Source organism: Amycolatopsis palatopharyngis (genome assembly GCF_003385185.1).
Lineage (GTDB): Bacteria > Actinomycetota > Actinomycetes > Mycobacteriales > Pseudonocardiaceae > Amycolatopsis > Amycolatopsis palatopharyngis.
The window spans coordinates 18402-39749 of record NZ_PQHZ01000029.1; the positions used below are offsets into that span (position 1 = coordinate 18402).

Below are 21348 nucleotides of genomic sequence, written 5' to 3' on the forward strand. Positions count from 1 at the left end.
CACTATACGAAATCGCTCAGCGAGGTGTCTCATGAGTGAAGGCAACGGGGCGCAACACTCCCTGCGCTACGACGTCAACTTGTCGATCCTGTTCACCGAACTGCCGGTACCGCGGCGACCCGCGGCGGCGCGGGATGCCGGGTTCGACGCGATCGAGTTCTGGTGGCCGTTCACCGAGCCGGTGCCTGGCGACCGGGAGGTGGACGAGTTCGTCCGCGCGGTCCGGGACGCGGGTGTGGACCTGGTCGGGCTGAACTTCTACGCGGGCGACATGAAGGCGGGCGACCGCGGCCTGGTGTCGTGGGTGGGGCGCGAACGCGAGTTCGCCGACAACGTGGACGTGGCGATCGGCGTCGCGGACCAGCTCGGCTGCCGTAGCTTCAATGCCCTGTACGGCAACCGGATCGACGGAATCGATCCGGCGGATCAGGACAAGCTCGCACTGTCCAACCTGGAACTGGCCGCCAATGCGGCATCGGCCATCGGTGCCAGGCTCGTGCTGGAGCCGCTCTCCGGTGCACCCGCCTACCCGTTGACCACGGCCGCGCACGCGCTCGACGTCATCGATCAACTCGGCAGGGACGACGTGCTGCTGCTCGCCGACCTCTACCACCTCGCGGCCAACGGCGACGACATCGACGCGGTCATCGCGGGGCAGACGGCGCGCATGGGGCATGTGCAGATCGCCGACGCACCCGGCCGCGGTGCCCCTGGCACCGGAGCACTGGACATCCACGGCCACCTGGCGCGGCTGCAGGCCGCGGGCTACTCGGGCCACGTGGGAATCGAATACTCACCCGGCGGAGACAGTCTCGACTCGCTCGACTGGCTGCCGCGAGAGCGAAGGGGAACAGCATGACCAAACTGGGATTCATCGGTCTCGGCATCATGGGCGGGCCGATGTCGGCGCATCTGGCCGCTGCCGGGCACGCCGTGCGCGGCTACGACGTGCACGCCGACGCGCTCGCCAAACTGGCGGCGGCAGGGGGCACGGCCGCCACCGGCATCGCCGACGCCGTCGCCGATGCGGATGTCGTGATCACCATGCTGCCGAACCACCCACAGGTCGAGGAGGTCGTGCTCGGACCGGAAGGGGTGCTGGCTTCGGCCCGGCCCGGCACGCTGCTGATCGACATGAGCACCATCCGGCCGGAGACCTCGATCGAGATCGCTCGCGCCGCGGGGGACAAGGGGATCCGGGTGCTGGACGCGCCGGTCTCCGGGGGGCAGGCGGGTGCCGAGCAGGCGAGCCTGTCGATCATGGTGGGCGGCGAGGAGGAGGACGTCGCCACGGCCCGGCCGCTGCTGGAGGCGGTGGGCAGCACGATCGTCCATGTCGGACCGCACGGCGCGGGACAGGTCGTCAAGGCGGCCAACCAGCTCGTAGTGGGTGGAATCTACGGGCTCGTCGCCGAGGCGATCGTGCTGATGGAAGCGTCCGGTGTGGACGCGAAGACCGGCCTCGACGTGCTCGCGGGCGGACTCGCGGCCAACCGGATCCTCGACCTGAAGCGGGAGTCGATGGTGGCGCGGGAGTTCCGGCCCGGATTCCGGATCGATCTGCACCACAAGGACATGGGCATCGCGCTCGCCGCCGCACGGCAGGCCGACGTGTCGTTGCCACTCACCGGTCTCGTCGCCCAGCTCGTCGCAGCGGGTCGCAGTATGGGCTATGGCGCACTGGACCACTCCGCGCTGCTCAAGGTCACCGAGCAGCTTTCCGGCCGATCCGAAGCACAGGAGTGAGCGACGATGCCCAGAATTCCCGTTATGCAAGCAGTGGTCGAGGTCCTCGCCAGTGAAGGGGTGGACACCGTCTTCGGCTGTCCCGGGGCCGCGATCCTCCCGCTCTACCAGGCCCTGCAGGGCAGCGGGATCGACCACCTGGTGGTCCGGCACGAGGAGGGCGCTACCCATATGGCCGACGGGTGGTCTCGCACCACCGGCAACGTCGGCGTCGCGATCGGCACCTCCGGTCCGGCGGGCACGAACATGATCACCGGTCTGTACACCGCGCAGGCGGACTCGATCCCGATCCTGTGCATCACCGGTCAGGCGGTGTCGAGCAAGCTGCACCAGGAGGCCTTCCAGGCCGTGGACATCGTCGAGATCGCCAAGCCGGTGACCAAATGGGCCGTGCAGATCAAGGAGGCGGCACAGGCGCCCTGGATCTTCCGTGAGGCGTTCCGGCTCGCCCGTTCCGGCAGGCCGGGGCCCGTGCTCATCGACCTGCCACTGGACGTGCAGAAGCAGGAGATCGAATGGGACTCCACAGTGGACGCACCCTTGCCGGTTCCGGCCGTGACACCCGCACCGGCCAGGGTGGAGCGGGCAGCCGACATGCTGCTGGCCGCCCGGCGGCCGCTCATCCTCGCGGGTGGCGGCGTGGTGCTCGGTGAGGCGAGCGAGCAGTTGCGTGCCGTCGCCGAACGCCTCGGCGTGCCGGTCGGCGTCACGCTGATGGGTAAGGGCAGCTTCCCCGAGGACCACGAGCTGTTCGCCGGGATGGCGGGCGTGCAGACCTCGCAGCGGTGGGCGAACGCGGCGTTCCTCGACGCCGATCTGGTGCTCGCGCTGGGTGCGCGCTTCGGTGACCGGCACACGGGCGCGCTGGACGTCTATCGGGGCGAGCGCAAGTTCATCCACGTCGACATCGAGCCCACCCAGCTCGGCCGGGTGTTCGGGCCCGATCTCGGCATCGTCTCCGACACCAGGGAGTTCCTCGTGGCCCTGCTTGCGGAGCTGGATCGCCGCGAGGTGCGGGGGGAGCCAGGCGAGTGGGTGCGCCATCTCGGTGAACTCAAGCGCAAGCTGCCACGCAGGGAGGACTTCGACAGCACGCCGATCAAGGCGCCCCGCGTGTTCGCCGAGATCAACAAGACCTACGGCCCGGACACCTACTTCGTGACCGCGATCGGGCTTTACCAAATCTGGTCCGGGCAGTTCCAGCGCGCGCACAAGCCCCGCCACTACCAGGTGTGCGGGCAGGCCGGCCCGCTCGGCTGGGAGATTCCCGCCGCGATCGGCGTGAAACGGGCGAAGCCGGATGCCGAGGTGGTCGGCGTCGTGGGCGACTACTCCTTCCAGTTCCTGGTGGAGGAGTTGGCGGTGGCGGCGCAGTACGACATTCCGTTCGTGCTGATCATGCTGAACAACACGTATCTCGGCCTGATCCGGCAGGCGGAGACCGGCTATGGGATGAACTTCCAGGTCGACATCCACTACGACGAGAACGGCACCGACAACCTCAAGATCATGGAGGCCTACGGCTGCTCCGGGACACGGGTGGAGGAGGCAGGCGGGATCGCGCCCGCCCTCGAGTGGGCCCGCAAGGAGGCCGAGCGCACCAGCCGTCCCGTGCTGGTCGAGGTCATGATCGAGCGTGAGGGCAATGCCGCGATGGGCACGGCGCTGGACAACGTGGTCGAATTCGAGGCGATCGAGCCGGAACCCGACGTGATTGAGTTGGTGCCATGACCGAACTTGATCTGCTCGTCCGTGCCCGGCGCGTGCTCACCCAGAACGGCGAGTCGGCAGGCAGTGTGGGGGTCGTCGACGGCCGGATCGCCGAGATCGGGCCGTACGACGCCGACTGGCGGGCGGCTGAGGTGGTCGAACTCGAACCCGAACTCGCCCTGCTGCCGGGACTGGTGGACACCCACGTCCACGTCAACGACCCCGGTCGCAGCGAGTGGGAGGGATTCGAGACGGCGACGCGCGCGGCAGCGGCGGGTGGTGTCACGACGATCGTCGACATGCCGCTGAACAGTCTGCCGCCGACCGTCGATGTCGAGGCACTGCGGATCAAGCGGGCGGCGGCGCGGGGCCGGGTCCACGTCGATGTCGGGTTCTGGGGTGGAGCGGTGCCGGGAAACACCGGCGAGCTTGCCGGGCTGCACGCCGAAGGTGTCTTCGGGTTTAAGTGCTTCCTGCTGCACTCCGGGGTGGACGAGTTCCCGCCACTCGGCGGTGCGGAACTGGCCGATGCCATGCGGGTGGTGCGTGACCTGGACTCGATGATGATCGTGCACGCGGAGGACGCGGGCACCATCGAGCACGCGCCCCAGCCGCACGGCCGGGGCTATGGCGGGTTCCTGCGCTCCCGGCCACAGCAGGCGGAAATGCTCGCGATCGAGCAGGTCATCGCGTTGGCCGAGGAGACAGGCGCCCGCACGCACGTGCTGCACCTTTCCTCGGCCGACGCGATCGGTGTTCTCGCCGGTGCCAGAGCGTCCGGGCTTCCGCTCACCGTGGAGACCTGTCCGCACTACCTGAGTTTTCTCGCCGAGGAGGTTCCCGACGGGGCGACGACGTTCAAATGCTGCCCGCCTATTCGGGAGGCCGAGAACCGGGAGCGACTGTGGCGCGGGCTTGCCGATGGGGTGATCGACTGCATCGTCACCGACCACTCGCCCTGCACGCCCGAACTCAAACGCCTCGACAGTGGTGACTTCGGGGTGGCCTGGGGCGGAATCGCCGGGTTGCAGGTCGGCCTGCCCGCCGTGTGGACGCAGGCAAGGCAGCGCGGTTTCGGACTCGGCGACGTGGTGCGGTGGATGGCACAGCACACCGCGGATCTGGTCGGGATGCGGCACAAGGGCCGGATCGCGCCGGGGTGCGACGCCGACCTGGTGGCCTTCGCGCCCGACGAGGCGTTCCTGGTGGACGCACGTGCATTGGCCCACCGCAATCCGGTGAGTGCGTACGACGGCAGGCCGCTGGCCGGAGTGGTGCGGCGAACGTGGTTACGTGGCCGGGAGGTCACCGGTGGCGAACCGCATGGTCAGCTGCTCCGTCGAGGAGAGAGGTAGTGATGAACGAAAGTCCGGAATGGACGACAGAGCCCGATCTGGCATCGCGACGGTTCGGTGGAACCGTCATGTGGGCCACCGACGAACTGTTCGCGGAGAAGGAGAACCTGGTCAACCCGTGGACGCCCCGGCACCAGCCGGAGACCTTCGGGCCGAAGGGGCAGCTCTACGACGGCTGGGAGACGCGTCGGCGCAGAGAGCCGGGTGACGACAGCGCGCTCATCCGGCTCGGAATCCCGGGCGTGCTTTCCGGCGTGGTGGTGGATACGGCCTACTTCAAGGGGAACTACCCGCCGGAGGTGTCGGTGGCAGCCTGCGCGGTCGAGGGCTATCCGAGCCCGGATGAACTGTCCGAACAAGACTGGACTGTTCTCGTGGACCGGGCAGCCGTGCGGGGTGACACGGAGAACTTCTTCCCCGTGGCGAGCGATCGCCGGTTCACCCACGTGCGGTTGACGATGCACCCAGACGGTGGTGTGGCCCGGTTGCGCGCTCACGGAACCGCCGTACCGGACCCGGCACTGCTCGACCCGGCCGCTCTCGACCTCGCCGCACTGGAGAACGGCGGACGAATCGCCGGATGCAGCAACATGTTCTACTCCTCGCCGGACAACATGCTCGCGCCGGGACTCGCGGCGCATCAGGCCGAGGGCTGGGAGACCGCGCGCAGGCGGGACGACGGCAACGACTGGGCGATCGTCCGGCTCGCGGGTGCGGGCGTCGTCCGATTCGCCGATGTGGACACCGGCAACCTGCGCGGTAATGCCCCGGGCTGGTTCTCCCTGAGCGGCGGCACAGCGTCCGATGGATCGGACATTCCGGACTCCTGGTTCGAACTGCTGCCCCGCACCCGGCTGCAGCCGGACACCAGGCACCGGTTCGCCGTGGCCGCCGATCAGGAGGTCACCCATGTGCGACTCGACATCTTCCCGGACGGGGGCGTGGCGAGGCTGCGGTTGTCCGGTGGGCTGACCGAGCGGGGACTGCGGGGACTGCGGGCCCGGTTCGACGCGGCTTCCGCGACCTGACCTGCGATGGAACAGCGCGTGATCCCGGCGAGTTGAACCACGTGGGAAGCATCGACAAGAACGCGGAGAACGAGGAGAACAACGTGGCAGACTCGCAGGCGAACCAGCAGGCCAGGCAGCCAGGTGGTCAGTTCCGGCTCGGCGGTGACCTGCCGGTGCACCGCCTCGGCTACGGCGCGATGCAGATCACCGGCAAGGGCATCTGGGGTGAGCCCTCCGACCGCGACGGCGCGATCGCGGTGCTGCGGCGGGCGGTGGAGCTCGGGGTGAACTTCATCGACACGGCCGACTCCTACGGCCCGTTCGTCAGTGAGGAGCTGATCCGGGAGGCGCTGCACCCGTACCCGGAGAACCTGGTGATCGCGACGAAGGGCGGCCTGCTGCGGACCGGTCCGGACGGGTGGGTCCCGCTTGGCAAACCCGCGTACCTGCGCCAGCAGGTCGAGACCAGCCTGCGCAGGCTCGGCGTGGAGCGGATCGATCTCTACCAGTTGCACCGGGTGGACCGGGACTACCCGCTCGCCGACCAGGTGGGCGAGCTGAAGTCGTTGCAGGACGAGGGCAAGATGCGCCACATCGGACTGTCGGAGGTGGACGCTGAACAGATCGAGGAGGCCGGTAAGACCGCCGAGATCGTCAGCGTGCAGAACCTGTTCAACCTCGCCACCCGGCATCACGAGGCCGTGCTGGACTACGCGACCGAGCACAACGTCGGCTTCATCCCGTGGTTCCCGATCGCCACCGGCGAGCTGGCCAAGCCGGGCAGCGTGCTGGAGCAGGCGGCGAACGAGCACGGGAGCTCGCCCGCGCAGCTCGCGCTCGCCTGGCTGCTGCGCCGGTCGCCGGTAATGCTGCCGATCCCCGGTACGTCGAAGGTGGCACACCTGGAGGACAACATGGCCGCTGCCGACATCGAACTCACGGACGAGGAGTTCACCAAGCTCTCGGCGCTCGCCTGATCCCCACCTGACGCGGCCGGGGCCACCATGCGGCCTGCCCCGGCCGCGTCAGCCGAGCAGGGCTCGCAGGCGTGCCTCGCGGGTCGCGGGCGTCTGGCGCGGGCAGCTGGTGCACTTCTCGCTACCGCCGGCCTCGTAGATCAGGCAGCACGACGCCCTGCGCACGACCGGGGTCCGGCCCACGCGCACGAATCTGGGCGCAGGCAGCCTCGGGTGCACGGCCGCCAGCAGCGGCCGGGCCAGCGCCATGGCCGCGTCCACATCACCGGCTGCCGTGCCGGACCACAGCAGCCGATTGCAGATCGAATCACCGGCGATGGCCCACAACGAGGGCTCACTCGCGCCGGACAGCTCGGCGATCGCCCGCACCGCGGCGCCGAGCGCCGAGCCGAACGCCGCGCCGAGTTCGCCGAGATCGTCCCCCAGTACCCGGTTCGACCGTGCGCCAGGCATCCTGCCGTCCGGGTGCAGGTCCACGGTGACGGCGGACAGTGCCGGGTCCAGCGCGGTTCCGGTCAGCACGAGGGACTCCACGGACGGGGCCACCAGCACCGACGACGCCGAGTACCACCGGATCGTGCCCAGCACCCGGCGCTCGGTCCTGCCGCCGTACATCCGCGCCGCTCGTTCGAGGTCCTCGGTCAACCAGTCCCGGTCGGCGAACGCGGTCGCCGGGACCGCGGGCAGACCGCTGCCTGCCGTGCTACCCGCGTGGTAGCGCATCCGGGCGGCGAGCACGCGGTAGACGTCGTCCGGGGTCATCGCGCTCCGGCTTCCGTGCGGGGACGGTAGGTGGACACCACGAACGATGCCGTCGTCGCCACCGGCTCGGTCACAGCGGTCAATCGTTCGCCCAGTCCGTCCCGGTGCAGGTGATGCGCGTTCGGTCCCATGAATACAGCCTGCCGCACCTGCTCGGGATCCAGTTCCAGTCGCGTCTCCCGCCGCACGCGGTCCACCAGCTCGAAATGCCCGCCGAGCGTGCCGTCCAGCCGTTGTTGCTTGTCCCTGTCGACCTCGAGCAGTCCGAGAGTGGTGGCCAGTTCCGCCAGGTGACCCTGCCCGGGAGACGCGACGACCAACGCCCCGTCGCGTCGCAGCACTCGGTGGAACTCCGCTGCGTTGCGTGGAGCGAACACGTTGAGCACCAGATCGCCCACGCCGGACGCGACCGGCCAGTCCTGCCACAGGTTCCACACCACCGCACCGATACGGGGATGTGCCCGTGCCGCGCGTTTGATGGCCGCCGCCGAGACGTCCAGCGCGAGACCGGTGGCATTCGGCACGGCGTCCAGCACCTCGGCGAGGTAGTGGCCAGTGCCCGCTCCCGCGTCGAGGACCAGTTCCGGATCGAGTCCGGCGGCGGTGGTGGCCAGTAGCTCGGAAAGCGGCGCGTAATGACCTGCGCCGAGGAACGCCATCCTGGCAGCCACCATCTCCGCGGTGTCGGCGGTGCCCACCGCGACGCCGGCCCGGCACAGATTGACGTATCCCTGCTTCGCGAGATCGAAGGAGTGCCCTCGGGGACAGCGCAGAGCGGGACCAGCCCGCTCGAGCTCCTCGGTACACACCGAGCAGCGCAACGCCGAGACGGCAGCGGGCGGTAGCCCTCGCGCAGCTGAGCCCATGGTGGTCACGCTCCTATTCGACCACGAGGTTTCCGGAACGGACGAAACGGCCACGGAGAGGTGACGTACGGGAGGTGAATGGCCCTCCCCGTGCAGGACACGGTCTTCGCGAAACGCAGCCGTAACAAGCGTCACCATTTGGTTCACGATGCCGAAACCTCGAACGTCATCTCGTGCAACAACGCTTTTCCAAGATTCCCCGCAGTAACCGATTCACGAGTCGGGTTGTGCACAGCCGCAGATTCGCCTGGTCCGCGTCCTGCCCGCGCACAACCCTCGTGCGGCTCGGCGAGTGCTCGAAGGAGGAAGCGTGGAAGGGAATACGGCCTGGTTGTTCACCAGTGCCGCTCTGGTCCTGCTGATGGTCCCGGGGTTGGCGTTCTTCTATGGAGGCATGGTGCGCTCGAAGAGCGTGCTCAACATGCTCATGATGAGCTTCGGCTCACTGGGTCTCATCGGTGTCCTCTGGGTGATCTACGGATACTCCATCGCCTTCGGCGACGACGTGGGCGGCGGTCTCCTCGGTAACCCGCTGGAGGCACTCGGCCTGAGCGGGCTCATGGGTGGCGATGCCCTGTCCGGCACCGGTTTCGCGGCGTTCCAGGCGATGTTCGCGATCCTGACGGTGGCGCTGATTTCCGGCGCCGTCGCCGATCGCGTGCGTTTCGGCTCCTGGCTGCTGTTCGCCGGCCTGTGGGCGACCATCGTGTACTTCCCGGTCGCGCACTGGGTCTTCGCGTTCGACGATGAGGAGTCCGGTGTGGCCGGCGGCTGGATCGCCAACCAGCTCGGCGCCCTTGACTTCGCCGGTGGCACCGCGGTGCACATCAACGCGGGTGCGGCCGCGCTCGCGCTGGTCCTGGTGATCGGCAAGCGCGTCGGCTGGCCGAAGGAACCGATGAAGCCGCACAACCTGCCGTTCGTCATGCTTGGCGCGGGCCTGCTGTGGTTCGGCTGGTTCGGATTCAACGCGGGGTCCGCGCTCGCCGCCGACAACATCGCGGGAGTCGCCTTCATCAACACCCTCACCGCGACTTCGGCCGCGATGCTCGGCTGGTTGCTGATAGAGCGGATCCGGGACGGGCACGCGACAAGCCTCGGTGCCGCCTCCGGTGTGGTGGCCGGACTCGTCGCCATCACCCCGGCCTGCGCGTTCGTCGATACCTGGGGTGCGCTGTCGATCGGCGCCATCGCGGGCATCCTCTGCGCACTCGCCGTCGGGCTCAAGTACCGCTTCGGCTTCGACGACTCGTTGGACGTCGTCGGCGTGCACCTGGTCGGTGGACTCGTCGGCACCTTGCTGATCGGATTCTTCGGCACGGTCGGCGTCAACGAAGGCGGCGCGGACGGACTGTTCTACGGCGGTGACCTTTCGCTGCTCGGCAAGCAGGCGGTCGGTGCGTTCGCGGTTCTGGGTTACTCGTTCGTGGTGACCGTCGTCCTCGCCCTGATCATCAAGTACACCCTCGGCCTGCGGGTCGAGGCCGAGGACGAGGTGATCGGCATCGACGAGGCCGAGCACGCGGAGACCGGGTACGAGTTCGGCGGCAGCCGCGGTCGTGGCGTCCTATCTGGCACCGGTGTGGCCGGTGCGGCGAAGAAGCTGGAGGAGACCAAGCCATGAAGCTGATCACCGCGATCGTCAAACCGTTCACCCTCGACGACATTCGCTCCGCCCTCGAACAGCTCGGAGTGCTCGGGATGACGGTGAGCGAGGTACAGGGTTACGGCAGGCAGAAGGGGCACACCGAGGTCTACCGCGGCGCCGAGTACGCCGTCGACTTCGTCGCCAAACTGCGGGTCGAGGTCGTCACCGACGACACCGGTGTGGAGAAGGTGATCGACGCGATCGTCAACGCGGCGCACACCGGCAAGATCGGCGACGGCAAGGTTTGGGTGACCAATGTGGACACCGTTGTCCGGGTTCGCACCGGCGAACGCGGCACGGACGCCCTGTAGGGGCCGGACGTGGTCGTAGGGGGATAGGGCGTGTCTGATGAATCAGCTTTCCGGCCGCGCGATGCCCAGGCGGCGCCTCGCGGCGACGCACCACCTGGATCACCGCTCGCGCGGAGCGGATCCATCAGACACGCCCTGGTCGAGGCCGCCGACAGGTTGCTGGAGGGCAGGCACGGCCGGCTCGGTGCCACGGCACTGCGCGCCGCGCTCGTCGACCTCTACGAGTTCTGGCTGGGCAAGGCCGCCGCGGCGGCCGGTGTGGACACCGCTGAACCCGGTGTCGCACTGGTCGCCGTCGGCGGGCTCGGCCGTCGTGAACTCGTACCCTTCTCCGATCTCGATCTGGTGCTGGTACACAACGACAATCCACGGATCGGGGAGATCGCGGACGCGCTCTGGTATCCGTTGTGGGACGCCAGGGTGGATCTGGATCACTCGGTACGCACCCCGGCGCAGGCTCTGCGGGTCGCAGCGGAGGATCTCCGTACCGCGATCGGGCTGCTCGATGCCCGGCACATCGCGGGTGACCCCGACTTGACCGGCAGGCTGACCGCTGCGGCACGGGACGCCTGGCGCCGTACCGCACGAAAGCGCATCCCTGATCTGGCGGAGTCCGCCAGGCAGCGCTGGCGCCGCAGCGGGGAGATCGCCCAGTCCGCCGAGCCTGATCTCAAGTACGGCCGTGGCGGTTTGCGCGATCTCGGCCTGATCGACGCGTTCGCGCTCGCCCAGCTGACCGACCGCCCCGGCGAGGAGTTGCGGGCGGCGCGGCAACTCCTGCTGGACGTCCGGACGGAGCTACGCAGGGAACTGCGCAGGGACCGCGACGTGCTCGACGCCGCGGACGCCGATCTGGTCGCCACCGAACTGGGATTCGATGACCGGTTCGCGCTGGCACGCGAGCTGTCCGGGGCAGGACGCGCGGTCGCCTACGCGGTGGACGTCGCTTTTCGGTCCACTGTGGACTCATCAAGGGCGAGGTTCGGCAGGCGGCCGTCCCGTACCCCGCTGGACGAAGGGGTCGTCCTGCACGGCGACGAGGTGGCACTCGCCCGCGACGCCGATCCGGCCCGGGATTCCGGGCTCCTGCTGCGGGTCGCCGCCGCGTCGGCACGTACCGGTAAGGCGATGGCACACGGAACCCTGCGCACACTCGCCGACTCGGCACCCGAGTTACGAACGCCATGGCCGGTGAGCGCGAGGCAGGCGCTCACCGAACTGCTCGGCGCCGGCGCGGGCCTCGTCGATGCCGTGGAGGCGCTGGACAGGACCGGGCTGTGGGCCCGGCTGTTTCCCGAATGGGGCGCCGTGCGCGACCTCCCGCCCCGGGAGCCGGTGCATTCCTGGAGCGTGGACCGGCACCTCGTGCAGGCCTGCGTCGAGGCGGCCCGGTTGACCACCACGGTCTCCCGGCCGGACCTGCTCCTGCTCGCCGCGCTGCTGCACGATATCGGCAAGGGACGGCCCGCGGACCACTCCGAGCTCGGGGCGAAGATCGCGGCGCAGGTGTCGGAACGACTCGGGCTGTCGCCCGCGGACCGCACGCTGGTCTCCTCCGCGGTGCGCCACCACCTGCTCCTGCCGCATACCGCGACCCGGCGAGACATCAGTGAGCCGGACACGATCCGCAGGGTTGCCGAAACGTTGAACGACGATCCGGTCCTGCTCGAACTGCTGCACGCGCTGACCATCGCGGACTCGGTCGCCACCGGCCAGGGTGTCTGGACGGAGTGGAAGGCGGGGCTCGTCGCGGAACTGGTCTCGCGCTGCCGGGAGGTGATGCACGGCAACGCCTTCGTCGCACCGGCCCTGGTGACCGAGGTCCAGCGGGACCTCGTCGCGAGCGCGGTGGGCACGGGACGAGGTGAGCTGCTCGTGCACACCGAAGGCAACCTCGCCACGATCACCCTCGCTGTCCCGGCGGCCGCCGAACTGCTCGCGCCGGCGGCCGGAGTGCTGGCCCTGAACTCGATGGAGGTGCACACCGCGGCCCTTCGCGCGCACGACGGGGGCCGCGTGGGCGTGTTCACCGCGTCACCGAAATTCGGCTCGTTGCCGCAGACCTCCCTGCTGCGCGAGCAGTTCGCCAGGGCGGCGGTGGGCGCACTGGCGATCACACCCAAGCTCGCCGCGAAGGAGCGCGACTACGGAGGACCTTCGGTGACCACGGTGCTACCGAGGGTGCTCTGGTTCGACGAGGAGACGAGTGGCGCCGATACCGTGGTGCTGGAACTGCGGGCAGCCGACCGGATCGGCCTGCTGTACAGCGTGGCCAGAGCGCTGAGTGGTCACGACGCCGAGGTGCGCTGGGCGAAGGTGGCCACCATGGGCCCCACGGTCGTCGACTCGTTCGGCGTTTCCCCACGGCACGGCAGGCTGGATGGGCAGTGGCGTGACGGCGTGGCGGCCGCGGTCCTCGCCGCCTGCGGTAGTTGACACCGCCGCACCTGAGTAGAAGTACCCATCCCTACTTGGGTGTCTTCACGCTGCCGGAAGACTCCGCCGACGGGCAATCTTGTGCTCATCACGCGGAGCCGCACCGGGCGGCAGCGGGAATCGCCAGGTACTGGGGGTCTGGCGACGTCCGCAGCCGGGGGGCCGGTCAGCCGCGGGACCTGGCCGTCCGGCCGGCTTGAAGAGGGAGCAGGCCGGCTGGACGGACCTCATCGCCATTGCGGACGGGGTCTTGAGCGGGTAGTGCCGCCGTGGCCGAAGCTGGTCCGAGCCGGGCGACTACCCTCGAAGGTAGCCGGCGGGCGCGCCGGGTGAACAACGACGAACTGCTGGAGCGTGCACACCCGTGTTCGACACCCTCTCCGATCGGCTCACGTCGGTCCTGCAGAACCTGCGCGGCAAGGGGAAGCTCACCGAAGCCGACATCGACGCGACCGCGCGCGAGATCCGCATCGCGTTGCTGGAGGCCGATGTCGCCCTGACCGTGGTGAAGGACTTCATCGCCCAGGTCAAGGAGCGGGCGAAGGGTGAAGAGGTCTCCGGCGCGCTGAACCCGGCGCAGCAGGTCGTCAAGATCGTCAATGAGGAACTGGTCGGCATCCTCGGCGGCGAGACCCGCAGGCTGAACCTCGCCAAGAACCCGCCGACCGTGATCATGCTGGCCGGTCTGCAGGGTTCCGGTAAGACGACGCTGGCAGGCAAGCTCGCCGTATGGCTGAAGAAGCAGGGTCACGCGCCCCTGCTGGTGGCCTGCGACCTGCAGCGGCCCAACGCGGTGACCCAGTTGCAGGTGGTCGGTGAGCGCGCGAACACCCCCACCTTCGCCCCCGAGCCGGGTAACGGCGTCGGTGACCCGGTGGATGTCGCGAGGCGCGGTATCGACGAGGCCCACCGCGCTCAGCACGACGTGATCATCGTCGACACCGCGGGCCGTCTCGGTGTCGACGAGGAACTGATGCGTCAGGCAGCGGACATCCGCGACGCGGTCAGCCCGGACGAGACCCTGTTCGTGGTCGACGCGATGATCGGTCAGGACGCGGTCAACACCGCCGAGGCCTTCCGCGACGGCGTCGGCTTCACCGGTGTGGTGCTCACCAAGCTCGATGGCGACGCCCGTGGTGGTGCCGCCCTCTCGGTCCGGCAGGTCACCGGGCAGCCGATCCTGTTCGCCTCCAACGGCGAGAAGCTCGAGGACTTCGACGCCTTCCACCCGGACCGGATGGCCAGCCGCATCCTCGGTATGGGCGACATGCTCACCCTCATCGAGCAGGCGGAGCAGGCCTTCGACCAGGACAAGGCCGAGCAGGCCGCGGCGAAGCTCGGCAGCGGCGAGCTGACGCTGGAGGACTTCCTCGAGCAGATGCTGGCGGTGCGCAAGATGGGCCCGATCGGCAACCTGCTCGGCATGTTGCCGGGTGCGGGGCAGATGAAGGACCAGCTGGCGCAGGTCGACGACAAGCACATCGACCGGCTGCAAGCGATCATCCGTGGCATGACGCCCGCGGAGCGGGCCGACCCGAAGATCATCAACGCCTCCCGTCGCCAGCGAATCGCGCGGGGCTCCGGGGTCGCGGTCCGCGAGGTCAACGACCTGGTGAACCGGTTCTACGACGCCAAGAAGATGATGCAGCAGATGGCGGGCCGGTTCGGTTTCGGCGGCGGTCCCGGTGGCGGTAACCGGAAGAACAACCGCAAGGGCAAGAAGGGGAAGAAGGGCAAGGGGCGCGGCCCCACCCAGCCCAAGGTGAAGGGCGGCTTCCCCGGCGGCATGCCGGGCTTCCCGCCCGGTGGGTTCCCCGGCGGCGGCGGTGGCGCAGGTGGAGGCGGTATGCCCGACCTGTCCCAGCTCGGCGGCGGGCTGAACGACCTGCCGCCGGACTTCGACCCGTCGAAGTTCAAGCTGCCGAAGAACAAGTAGCGTGCTGCACCTGCGTGGCGTGGTGCTGCCCGAGGGTGAGCATCGCGAATTCTGGATCGCCGACGGCCGGATCAGCACCGAGCCCGTGCCAGGAGCCAGGACCCTCGACGTCGACGGTTACCTGGTTCCCGGCCTGGTCGACGCCCACTGTCACCCCGGTATCGGAGTCGGTGGACCGGTCTCCATCGAGGAGGCGGCCGACCAGGCCAGAACCGACCGGGACGCGGGCACGCTGCTGATCCGCGACTGCGGTGTACCGCTGGACATCCGGCCGCTACAACAACGGGCGGACCTGCCACGGATCATCCGCAGCGGCAGGCACCTGGCCCTGCCCAAGCGCTACATTCCCGGCTTGGGGATCGAACTCGACGCCCCGGAACAGCTACCGGAGGCCGTCGCGGCACAGGCGGCGGACTCCGACGGCTGGGTCAAGCTCGTCGGTGACTGGATCGACCGGTCGGTCGGCGACCTCGCCCCGTTGTGGCCGGACGACGTACTGGCCGAGGCGATCGCGGTGGCGCACGACGCCGGAGCGCGGGTGACCGCGCACGTCTTCGGCGAGGAGGCGCTGCCAGGGCTGATCGGGGCGGGCATCGACTGCCTGGAGCACGGCACCGGGCTGAATGCCGAGCAGATCGATCTGCTCGCCGCGAATGGCGCCGCTCTGGTGCCGACTCTGATCAACATCGAGAACTTTCCCGGCATCGCCGACAAGGCCACGCGATTCCCCGCCTACGCGGCACACATGCGGGATCTGCACGCCCGCGTCGGGGCCACCGTGCGGGCCGCTATCGAAGCGGGTGTGCCGGTCTTCGCGGGCAGTGACGCTGGCGGGATGGTCGAGCACGGCAGGCTGGTGGACGAGATCGAGGCGCTGCACCACGCCGGCATGAGCGCGGAGCAGGCGCTCGCGGCGGGTTCCTGGGCCGCTCGAGACTGGCTGGGCCACCAGGGCATCGTGCACGGCGCACCGGCCGACCTCCTGGTCCTCGACACCGATCCCAGAACCGACCTCGGGGCGCTGCGCCGGCCCCGGCACATCATCCTGCGCGGGCAGGTCCTGAGCTGAGCAGAAGTTCCCCAATGTGGCATTGGGGACGTTGGAGTTCCCTAATGCCACATTGGGGAACTTCACACCGGAGGACGAGCAGGGCAGGAGGCCGGGTGGTTCGCGAGCACGAAGACAGCACGCCCGGGGTCCGGGACGGCCTGGTGTTCGGGGTGCACTGGGGCTTTCTGGCGCTGTTCGCCGGGCTCGGTGGCTACTACCTGGTCTCGCTCGTGCTGGCAGCGGTGCTCTCCGGCAGTGTCGACGATCTGCCGACCCAGGCGCCGACCGAGATCGGGCCGATCATCCTGCTGGCGTTCCTGCCCAACCTGCTGCTCGGGCTCGGTCCCGTGCTCGGGTCGCGGCTGCGCGGCCGCGGCCTGCGCGCGGACTTCGGGCTGATCCCGAACGCACGTGATCTCAAGGTGGGTCTGGCTTGCGGCGGGTTCGCGCTGCTCGTGGGATACCTGCTCAACCTCGTGCTGCTCGCCGTGTACGGCACCGATTCGGTCAACAGCGGTCCGCTCGTCGAGCTCGCGTCGGGCCTCGGTGACGAACTCGTCTGGCTGATTCTGGCCGCGTTGATCGTCGTGCTGGCGGCGCCGGTCACCGAGGAGTTGTTGTTCCGTGGCGCGATGTGGAATGCGCTCGCGTTCTACCGGGTGCCACAGTGGGCCATCCTGCTGCTGACCGCGCTGGTCTTCGCGCAGGTGCACGGTGAACCAATGCGAATGCTCGCGCTGTTCGGGCAGGGCGTGGCGATCGGCGTGGCCCGAATGGTCACCGGCCGGACCGGCGCCAGCATGGTCGCGCATGCGGCGAACAACCTGCCGCCAGCCCTGCTGTTGTTCACTATGCCCTGAACCTCCGGCGCACTGCCGCTAAGCTGCAGTACACCCCTGTCGCAACGGAAGGATCGGTGTGACCTCACGGCAGTCCTGGGAGCCGGTCCCCGACACGGACGACACCCTCGATGCCGTGTCCTCCCCGATCGGTGAACCGGTCAGCGCCAAGCCCCCGACCCACCGCTGGGGATTCGGCGCGTTCCTGTTGGTGGAGGCCGCGCTGCTGGCCTCGGCGGCGTTCGTCGGGGTACTGCTCGGCTCGCCTGCCGACGGCGGCCCACTACCGGTCTGGCACGTGCTGATCGGCACGATGGCTCCCACGGTCATCGCCGCCTCCGTGGCGATACTGATCACCGTTGTCCGGGGCAACGGTCCCCTGACGGATCTGCGTCTGTCCTGGCGATGGGACGACGTGCGACTCGGCCTGCGCCTCGGGGTGATCGGCCTGATCTGCACGACGGTGGGAGCGTTCGTCTGGACGCAGGCAGTGGGGGAGGAGAACGCGACCTCGGCGATCAGCGCCATGGTCGAGGACCAGCCCATGTCGGTCTCCGCCGCCGTGGCGATGTTCCTCTACCTCTGGTTGCTCGGGCCGATCTGCGAGGAGGTCATCTACCGTGGCCTGCTCTGGGGTGCCGTGGAGCGGCTGAACTGGGGAAACGAGAAGTGGGGCAGGCTGGCGGCGTTCCTGATCTCCACCGCCGTCTTCGCCGTAAGCCATCTGGAGCCGCTGCGTACCACGCTGTTGCTGGTGATCGCGGTCCCGATCGGGTTGGCCAGGTTCTTCACCGGTCGCCTGCTCGGCAGCGTCGTGGCGCACCAGATGAACAACTTCCTGCCTGCACTGGCGATCCTGCTCACCGGCCTCGGTGTACTTGCCGTTTGAGCTCTTTGCGGGGACCGAGGACCAGGCGCTCGGTCCCATCTGGCAGAATAATGGACTGCCTGCTCCGGCCGGACCCTCTCACCGTGCCGGGGCGCCCTGACCTGCGGGCGCTCGCATCCGGTTCCCCACACGGATCGTGTCCCGAACCTCGAGCATCGAGAGATACGCAAGGAGTACCCACACCAGTGGCCGTCAAGATCAAGCTGCAGCGCCTCGGCAAGATTCGTGCGCCGTACTACCGGATTATCGTCGCCGACGCGCGCAACCGTCGGGATGGCAAGGCCATCGAGACGATCGGCAAGTACCACCCCAAGGAGGAGCCGAGCTTCATCGAGGTCGACTCCGACCGCGCCCAGCACTGGCTGAAGGTCGGCGCGCAGCCGACCGAGCCGGTGCAGCGCATCCTGGAGATCACCGGCGACTGGCAGAAGTTCAAGGGCCTGCCCGGTGCCGAGGGCACGCTGCGGGTGGCCGAGCCGAAGCCGTCGAAGCAGGACCTCTTCAACGCCGCGCTCGCCGAAGCGGGTGATGCTCCTTCGACCGAGGCCACCACGGCCAAGAAGAAGGGCGGCAAGAAGGCCGACTCCGCCGAGAAGCCGGAGAAGGCCGAGAGCGCCGAGAAGGCCGCGAAGCCGGAGAGCGCCGAGAAGCCGGAGAAGGCTGACGAGAGCGAGAAGGCAGAGGCGTGAGCTTTCTTGCCGACTCCCTCGAACACCTCGTTCGCGGAATCGTCGACAACCCGGACGACGTCCGGGTCGAGCTGCTCACCACCCGCCGGGGGCGCACCCTTGAGGTGCACGTCCATCCGGACGATCTGGGCAAGGTGATCGGCCGTGGTGGACGGACCGCGACCGCGCTGCGCACCGTCATGGGCGGCATCGGTGGTCGTGGGGTACGCGTCGACGTGGTCGACACGGACCGCTGACACCGGCCGGACGCTCGACACCGATGGCGACTGAGCCGACAGATCCGACCGGACCGACAGGGCCGGGGCGGCAGGCAGAGGCCTCCCAGCTCGTGGTCGGCCGTGTCGCCAAGGCGCACGGCATCACCGGCGAACTCGCCGTGGACGTGCGCACGGATTCTCCCGAGCAGCGATTCGCGGTCGGGTCGGTGCTGGTCGGCCGGTCCCGTGACGGAAGTACCCGCAGGCTCACAGTGGCAGCCGCCCGCCAGCACGGCGGGCGGCTGCTTGTGCGTTTCGAGGAGGTTCCGGACCGGACGGCGGCCGAGGCCGCACGCGGGCTGCTGTTGCTCGGCGACACCGCCGATCTCCCGCCGACCGAGGACCCGGACGAGTTCTACGACCACGAACTCGAAGGCCTGCGCGCCGAACTCGCCGATGGTTCCGTCGTGGGAACGGTGCGAGAGATCGTCCACTCGCCCGGTGGCGAACTGCTGGCAGTGGATCGGGACGGGCAGACAGTGCTGGTGCCCTTCGTGCGGGAGATCGTCCCCCAGGTCGATGTCGCCGCGGGCCGGGTCGTGCTCGATCCGCCGGAGGGCCTGCTCGAGCTGGAATAGGAGTCCCGCGTGCGTATCGACGTCGTGACCATCTTTCCCGAATACCTCGACCCGCTACGGGCCGCGTTGCTCGGCCGCGCCATCGACCGGGGACTGATCGAGGTCGGCGTGCACGACCTGCGCGACTGGACGCACGACGTGCACCGGGCCGTGGACGACGCCCCGTACGGCGGCGGTCCAGGAATGGTGATGAAGCCACAGATCTGGGGCGCGGCGCTCGACGACGTGTGCGCGGAGGGCAGCAGGCTCGTCGTGCCGACCCCGGCGGGCAGGCCGTTCACCCAGTCCCTCGCGCATGCCTACGCCGAGGAGCAGCATCTCGTCTTCGCCTGTGGGCGGTACGAGGGAATCGACCAGCGAGTGATCGACGACGCGGCGCGGCGGATGCCCGTGGACGAGGTCTCGATCGGTGACTACGTGCTGGTCGGGGGTGAGGCGGCGGTACTCGTGATGGTGGAAGCGGTCGTCCGCCTGCTGCCCGGGGTGCTGGGCAACCCGGCCTCCGCGCAGCAGGACTCCTTCTCCGCCTTCTCCGGCGGATTGCTGGAGGGGCCGAGCTACACCCGGCCCGAGGTGTGGCGGGATCTGGCGGTGCCGGATGTGCTGCGCTCGGGTAACCACGCGTTGATCGATCGATGGCGCCGGGACGAGTCGCTGGTCAGGACCATGCTTCGCCGTCCCGACCTGATCGCGGAACTGCCGGAGGAGGGCCTGGACGCACACGACCGAGCGGTGCTCGAACGGCTCAGGGACCAGCCCGAGCGGACCCCGTGACAGGGACAGCACCCGGCGTCTGTAATACTTGACCGGTTGGCGCTTGTGGACCACATCGTTCACGCGCCCACCGAACCCCCAGGGCCTGCCGCCAGTCAATCAGGTGCGCGCCCGAATGTACGTAGGCCACGAAGGACGAGGACGGACTCCCGATGAACACCCTGGACGCCCTGGACGCTCAGTCACTGCGTTCCGATATCCCGGAATTCCGCCCGGGCGACACGCTGAAGGTGCACGTCCGCGTTATCGAGGGCAACCGCGAGCGCAACCAGGTGTTCCAGGGGGTCGTCATCCGCAGGCAGGGTGGCGGCATCCGGGAGACCTTCACCGTGCGCAAGGTGTCCTTCGGCGTTGGCGTCGAGCGGACCTTCCCGGTGCACTCGCCGAACATCGCCAAGCTCGAGGTGCACAAGCGCGGTGACGTGCGGCGCGCCAAGCTGTACTACCTGCGCGATCTGCGCGGCAAGGCAGCCAAGATCAAGGAGCGTCGCGAGACCCCGACTGCCTCCTGAGTGGCGAACTGGTTACCGTAGCCTGGCTACGTGGTTGAACCTGTGCCCTCGAACGCAGCCGAGGACGAGCCCGAGCGCCCCAAGGACGACATGTCGCCGGATTCCCCGGACTCCGCTGGTGCCTCCCCCGACGAACAGGGGGAGGCCGAGCAGGAGGCGGCACACCGCCACCGCAAACAGCAGAAGAAGCAGCGTTCGTTCTGGAAAGAGCTGCCCATCCTGATCGTGGTGGCGCTGGTCTTCGCCTTCCTCATCCAGCAGTTCCTTGCCAGGGTCTACATGATCCCCTCGGGCTCGATGGAGGAGACGCTGCACGGATGCCCCGGCTGCACGCCGGACCGCATCCTGGTGGACAAGGTCACCTACAACTTCACCGATCCCGCACCTGGGGACGTGGTGGTGTTCAAGGGGCCCGAGCCGTGGGTCGAGAACGAACTGCCTCCCCAGGAGTCCAGTAACGACGTGGCGGAGTTCTTCCGCAGCATCGGTTCCGTCGTGGGACTCGCTCCGCCCGACGAGCGGGATTTCGTCAAGCGCATCATCGCCACCGGTGGACAGACGGTCGAGTGCTGCGACGACCAGAATCGGGTCACCGTCGATGGTCAGCCCCTGGACGAGCCCTACATCCACTGGGAGGACGCGGAGCGGACCCAGTTGGAGTTCGGTCCGGTGACCGTTCCAGAGGGCTCGGTCTGGGTGATGGGCGACAACCGCAACAACTCGCAGGACTCTCGCTACCAGGGCGGCGGCGGTGAGCGCGGCGCGGTCCCGGTGGACAACATCATCGGCAAGGCCAGAATCATCGTGCTGCCACCGAGCCGCTGGGGCGGGATCAGCGATCACAACCCACAGCAGTCTCCTGCTCAGGCGATGGCGCTGAGCGCCCCGCAGTGGCAGGACGGACTGCCGATCGGTATTGGAGCGCTCGCCGCATGGCCGGCCGTGGCGGGTGGGCGCAGGCTCGCCGTTTCCGTCCGCGGGGCGGCTGACCGAAAGCGGTAA

At 68.8% G+C, this 21348-nt stretch carries 21 protein-coding genes; 19 read left to right on the plus strand and 2 right to left on the minus strand.

All coding sequences use genetic code 11. The annotated features are described in order from the left end of the window. Positions 1-31 precede the first annotated feature (31 nt). The 6 genes from D0C15_RS21065 to D0C15_RS21090 all read left to right on the plus strand — a co-directional run bounded on the left by D0C15_RS21065 (position 32) and on the right by D0C15_RS21090 (position 6798). On the plus strand, positions 32-859 hold the full coding sequence (locus D0C15_RS21065) for a hydroxypyruvate isomerase family protein (RefSeq protein ID WP_116048267.1): 828 nt from the start codon (positions 32-34) through the stop codon (positions 857-859). Further along, positions 856-1746 carry a 2-hydroxy-3-oxopropionate reductase gene (locus D0C15_RS21070; protein WP_116048272.1) on the plus strand — a complete coding sequence of 297 codons (891 nt, stop codon included), beginning with the start codon at positions 856-858 and terminating at the stop codon, positions 1744-1746. Before D0C15_RS21065 ends, D0C15_RS21070 begins: the two co-directional genes overlap by 4 nt. A 24-nt stretch (positions 1747-1770) precedes the next feature. Continuing rightward, positions 1771-3477 carry a glyoxylate carboligase gene (gene gcl / locus D0C15_RS21075; protein WP_245976076.1) on the plus strand — a complete coding sequence of 569 codons (1707 nt, stop codon included), beginning with the start codon at positions 1771-1773 and terminating at the stop codon, positions 3475-3477. Then, on the plus strand, positions 3474-4811 hold the full coding sequence (gene allB, locus D0C15_RS21080; RefSeq protein WP_116048278.1) for an allantoinase AllB: 1338 nt from the start codon (positions 3474-3476) through the stop codon (positions 4809-4811). The genes gcl and allB overlap by 4 nt, the downstream gene beginning before the upstream one ends. Before the next feature lie 2 nt (positions 4812-4813). After that, positions 4814-5839: an allantoicase gene (gene alc / locus D0C15_RS21085; protein WP_116048281.1), complete on the plus strand. Its 1026-nt coding sequence runs from the start codon at positions 4814-4816 to the stop codon at positions 5837-5839. A gap of 83 nt (positions 5840-5922) precedes the next feature. After that, positions 5923-6798: an aldo/keto reductase gene (locus tag D0C15_RS21090; RefSeq protein WP_116048383.1), complete on the plus strand. Its 876-nt coding sequence runs from the start codon at positions 5923-5925 to the stop codon at positions 6796-6798. A gap of 48 nt (positions 6799-6846) precedes the next feature. Here the strand turns inward: D0C15_RS21090 and D0C15_RS21095 are convergent, their stop codons facing one another. Beyond that, a complete protein-coding gene (locus tag D0C15_RS21095) occupies positions 6847-7521 on the minus strand; it encodes a (2Fe-2S)-binding protein (protein WP_116048385.1) in 675 nt (224 codons plus the stop codon). 35 nt (positions 7522-7556) lie between these two features. Continuing rightward, positions 7557-8426 carry a putative RNA methyltransferase gene (locus D0C15_RS21100; RefSeq protein WP_116048283.1) on the minus strand — a complete coding sequence of 290 codons (870 nt, stop codon included), beginning with the start codon at positions 8424-8426 and terminating at the stop codon, positions 7557-7559. 310 nt (positions 8427-8736) lie between these two features. On the opposite strand from D0C15_RS21100, the gene D0C15_RS21105 reads away from it, so the two are divergent. The 13 genes from D0C15_RS21105 (at position 8737) to lepB (ending at position 21348) form a co-directional block, all read left to right on the plus strand. Further along, a complete protein-coding gene (locus D0C15_RS21105; RefSeq protein WP_116048286.1) occupies positions 8737-10050 on the plus strand; it encodes an ammonium transporter in 1314 nt (437 codons plus the stop codon). After that, positions 10047-10385, plus strand: coding sequence for a P-II family nitrogen regulator (locus D0C15_RS21110; RefSeq protein WP_116048288.1), 339 nt, complete (start codon positions 10047-10049; stop codon positions 10383-10385). The genes D0C15_RS21105 and D0C15_RS21110 overlap by 4 nt, the downstream gene beginning before the upstream one ends. Before the next feature lie 123 nt (positions 10386-10508). After that, a complete protein-coding gene (locus tag D0C15_RS21115) occupies positions 10509-12821 on the plus strand; it encodes a [protein-PII] uridylyltransferase (RefSeq protein ID WP_116048388.1) in 2313 nt (770 codons plus the stop codon). Positions 12822-13185: 364 nt separating this feature from the next. After that, positions 13186-14757: a signal recognition particle protein gene (gene ffh, locus D0C15_RS21120; RefSeq protein WP_116048291.1), complete on the plus strand. Its 1572-nt coding sequence runs from the start codon at positions 13186-13188 to the stop codon at positions 14755-14757. A gap of 1 nt (position 14758) precedes the next feature. Beyond that, positions 14759-15826, plus strand: coding sequence for an amidohydrolase family protein (locus tag D0C15_RS21125; protein ID WP_211323283.1), 1068 nt, complete (start codon positions 14759-14761; stop codon positions 15824-15826). A gap of 95 nt (positions 15827-15921) precedes the next feature. Further along, positions 15922-16668, plus strand: coding sequence for a CPBP family intramembrane glutamic endopeptidase (locus D0C15_RS21130; RefSeq protein WP_245976078.1), 747 nt, complete (start codon positions 15922-15924; stop codon positions 16666-16668). 115 nt (positions 16669-16783) lie between these two features. Further along, positions 16784-17536, plus strand: a complete 753-nt coding sequence (locus tag D0C15_RS21135; protein ID WP_162830184.1) for a CPBP family intramembrane glutamic endopeptidase — start codon at positions 16784-16786, stop codon at positions 17534-17536. Positions 17537-17721: 185 nt separating this feature from the next. Beyond that, positions 17722-18225 carry a 30S ribosomal protein S16 gene (gene rpsP, locus D0C15_RS21140; protein WP_116048299.1) on the plus strand — a complete coding sequence of 168 codons (504 nt, stop codon included), beginning with the start codon at positions 17722-17724 and terminating at the stop codon, positions 18223-18225. Then, a complete protein-coding gene (locus D0C15_RS21145; RefSeq protein ID WP_091670056.1) occupies positions 18222-18461 on the plus strand; it encodes an RNA-binding protein in 240 nt (79 codons plus the stop codon). Before rpsP ends, D0C15_RS21145 begins: the two co-directional genes overlap by 4 nt. Before the next feature lie 23 nt (positions 18462-18484). Next, the gene (gene rimM / locus D0C15_RS21150; protein ID WP_116048301.1) at positions 18485-19060 is read left to right on the plus strand and encodes a ribosome maturation factor RimM; all 576 of its coding nucleotides are present in this window, start codon (positions 18485-18487) and stop codon (positions 19058-19060) included. Between the two features lie 9 nt (positions 19061-19069). Further along, on the plus strand, positions 19070-19834 hold the full coding sequence (gene trmD / locus D0C15_RS21155; RefSeq protein WP_116048303.1) for a tRNA (guanosine(37)-N1)-methyltransferase TrmD: 765 nt from the start codon (positions 19070-19072) through the stop codon (positions 19832-19834). Between the two features lie 152 nt (positions 19835-19986). Beyond that, positions 19987-20346: a 50S ribosomal protein L19 gene (gene rplS / locus D0C15_RS21160; RefSeq protein ID WP_116048306.1), complete on the plus strand. Its 360-nt coding sequence runs from the start codon at positions 19987-19989 to the stop codon at positions 20344-20346. Positions 20347-20388: 42 nt separating this feature from the next. Next, the gene (gene lepB, locus D0C15_RS21165) at positions 20389-21348 is read left to right on the plus strand and encodes a signal peptidase I (RefSeq protein ID WP_116048308.1); all 960 of its coding nucleotides are present in this window, start codon (positions 20389-20391) and stop codon (positions 21346-21348) included.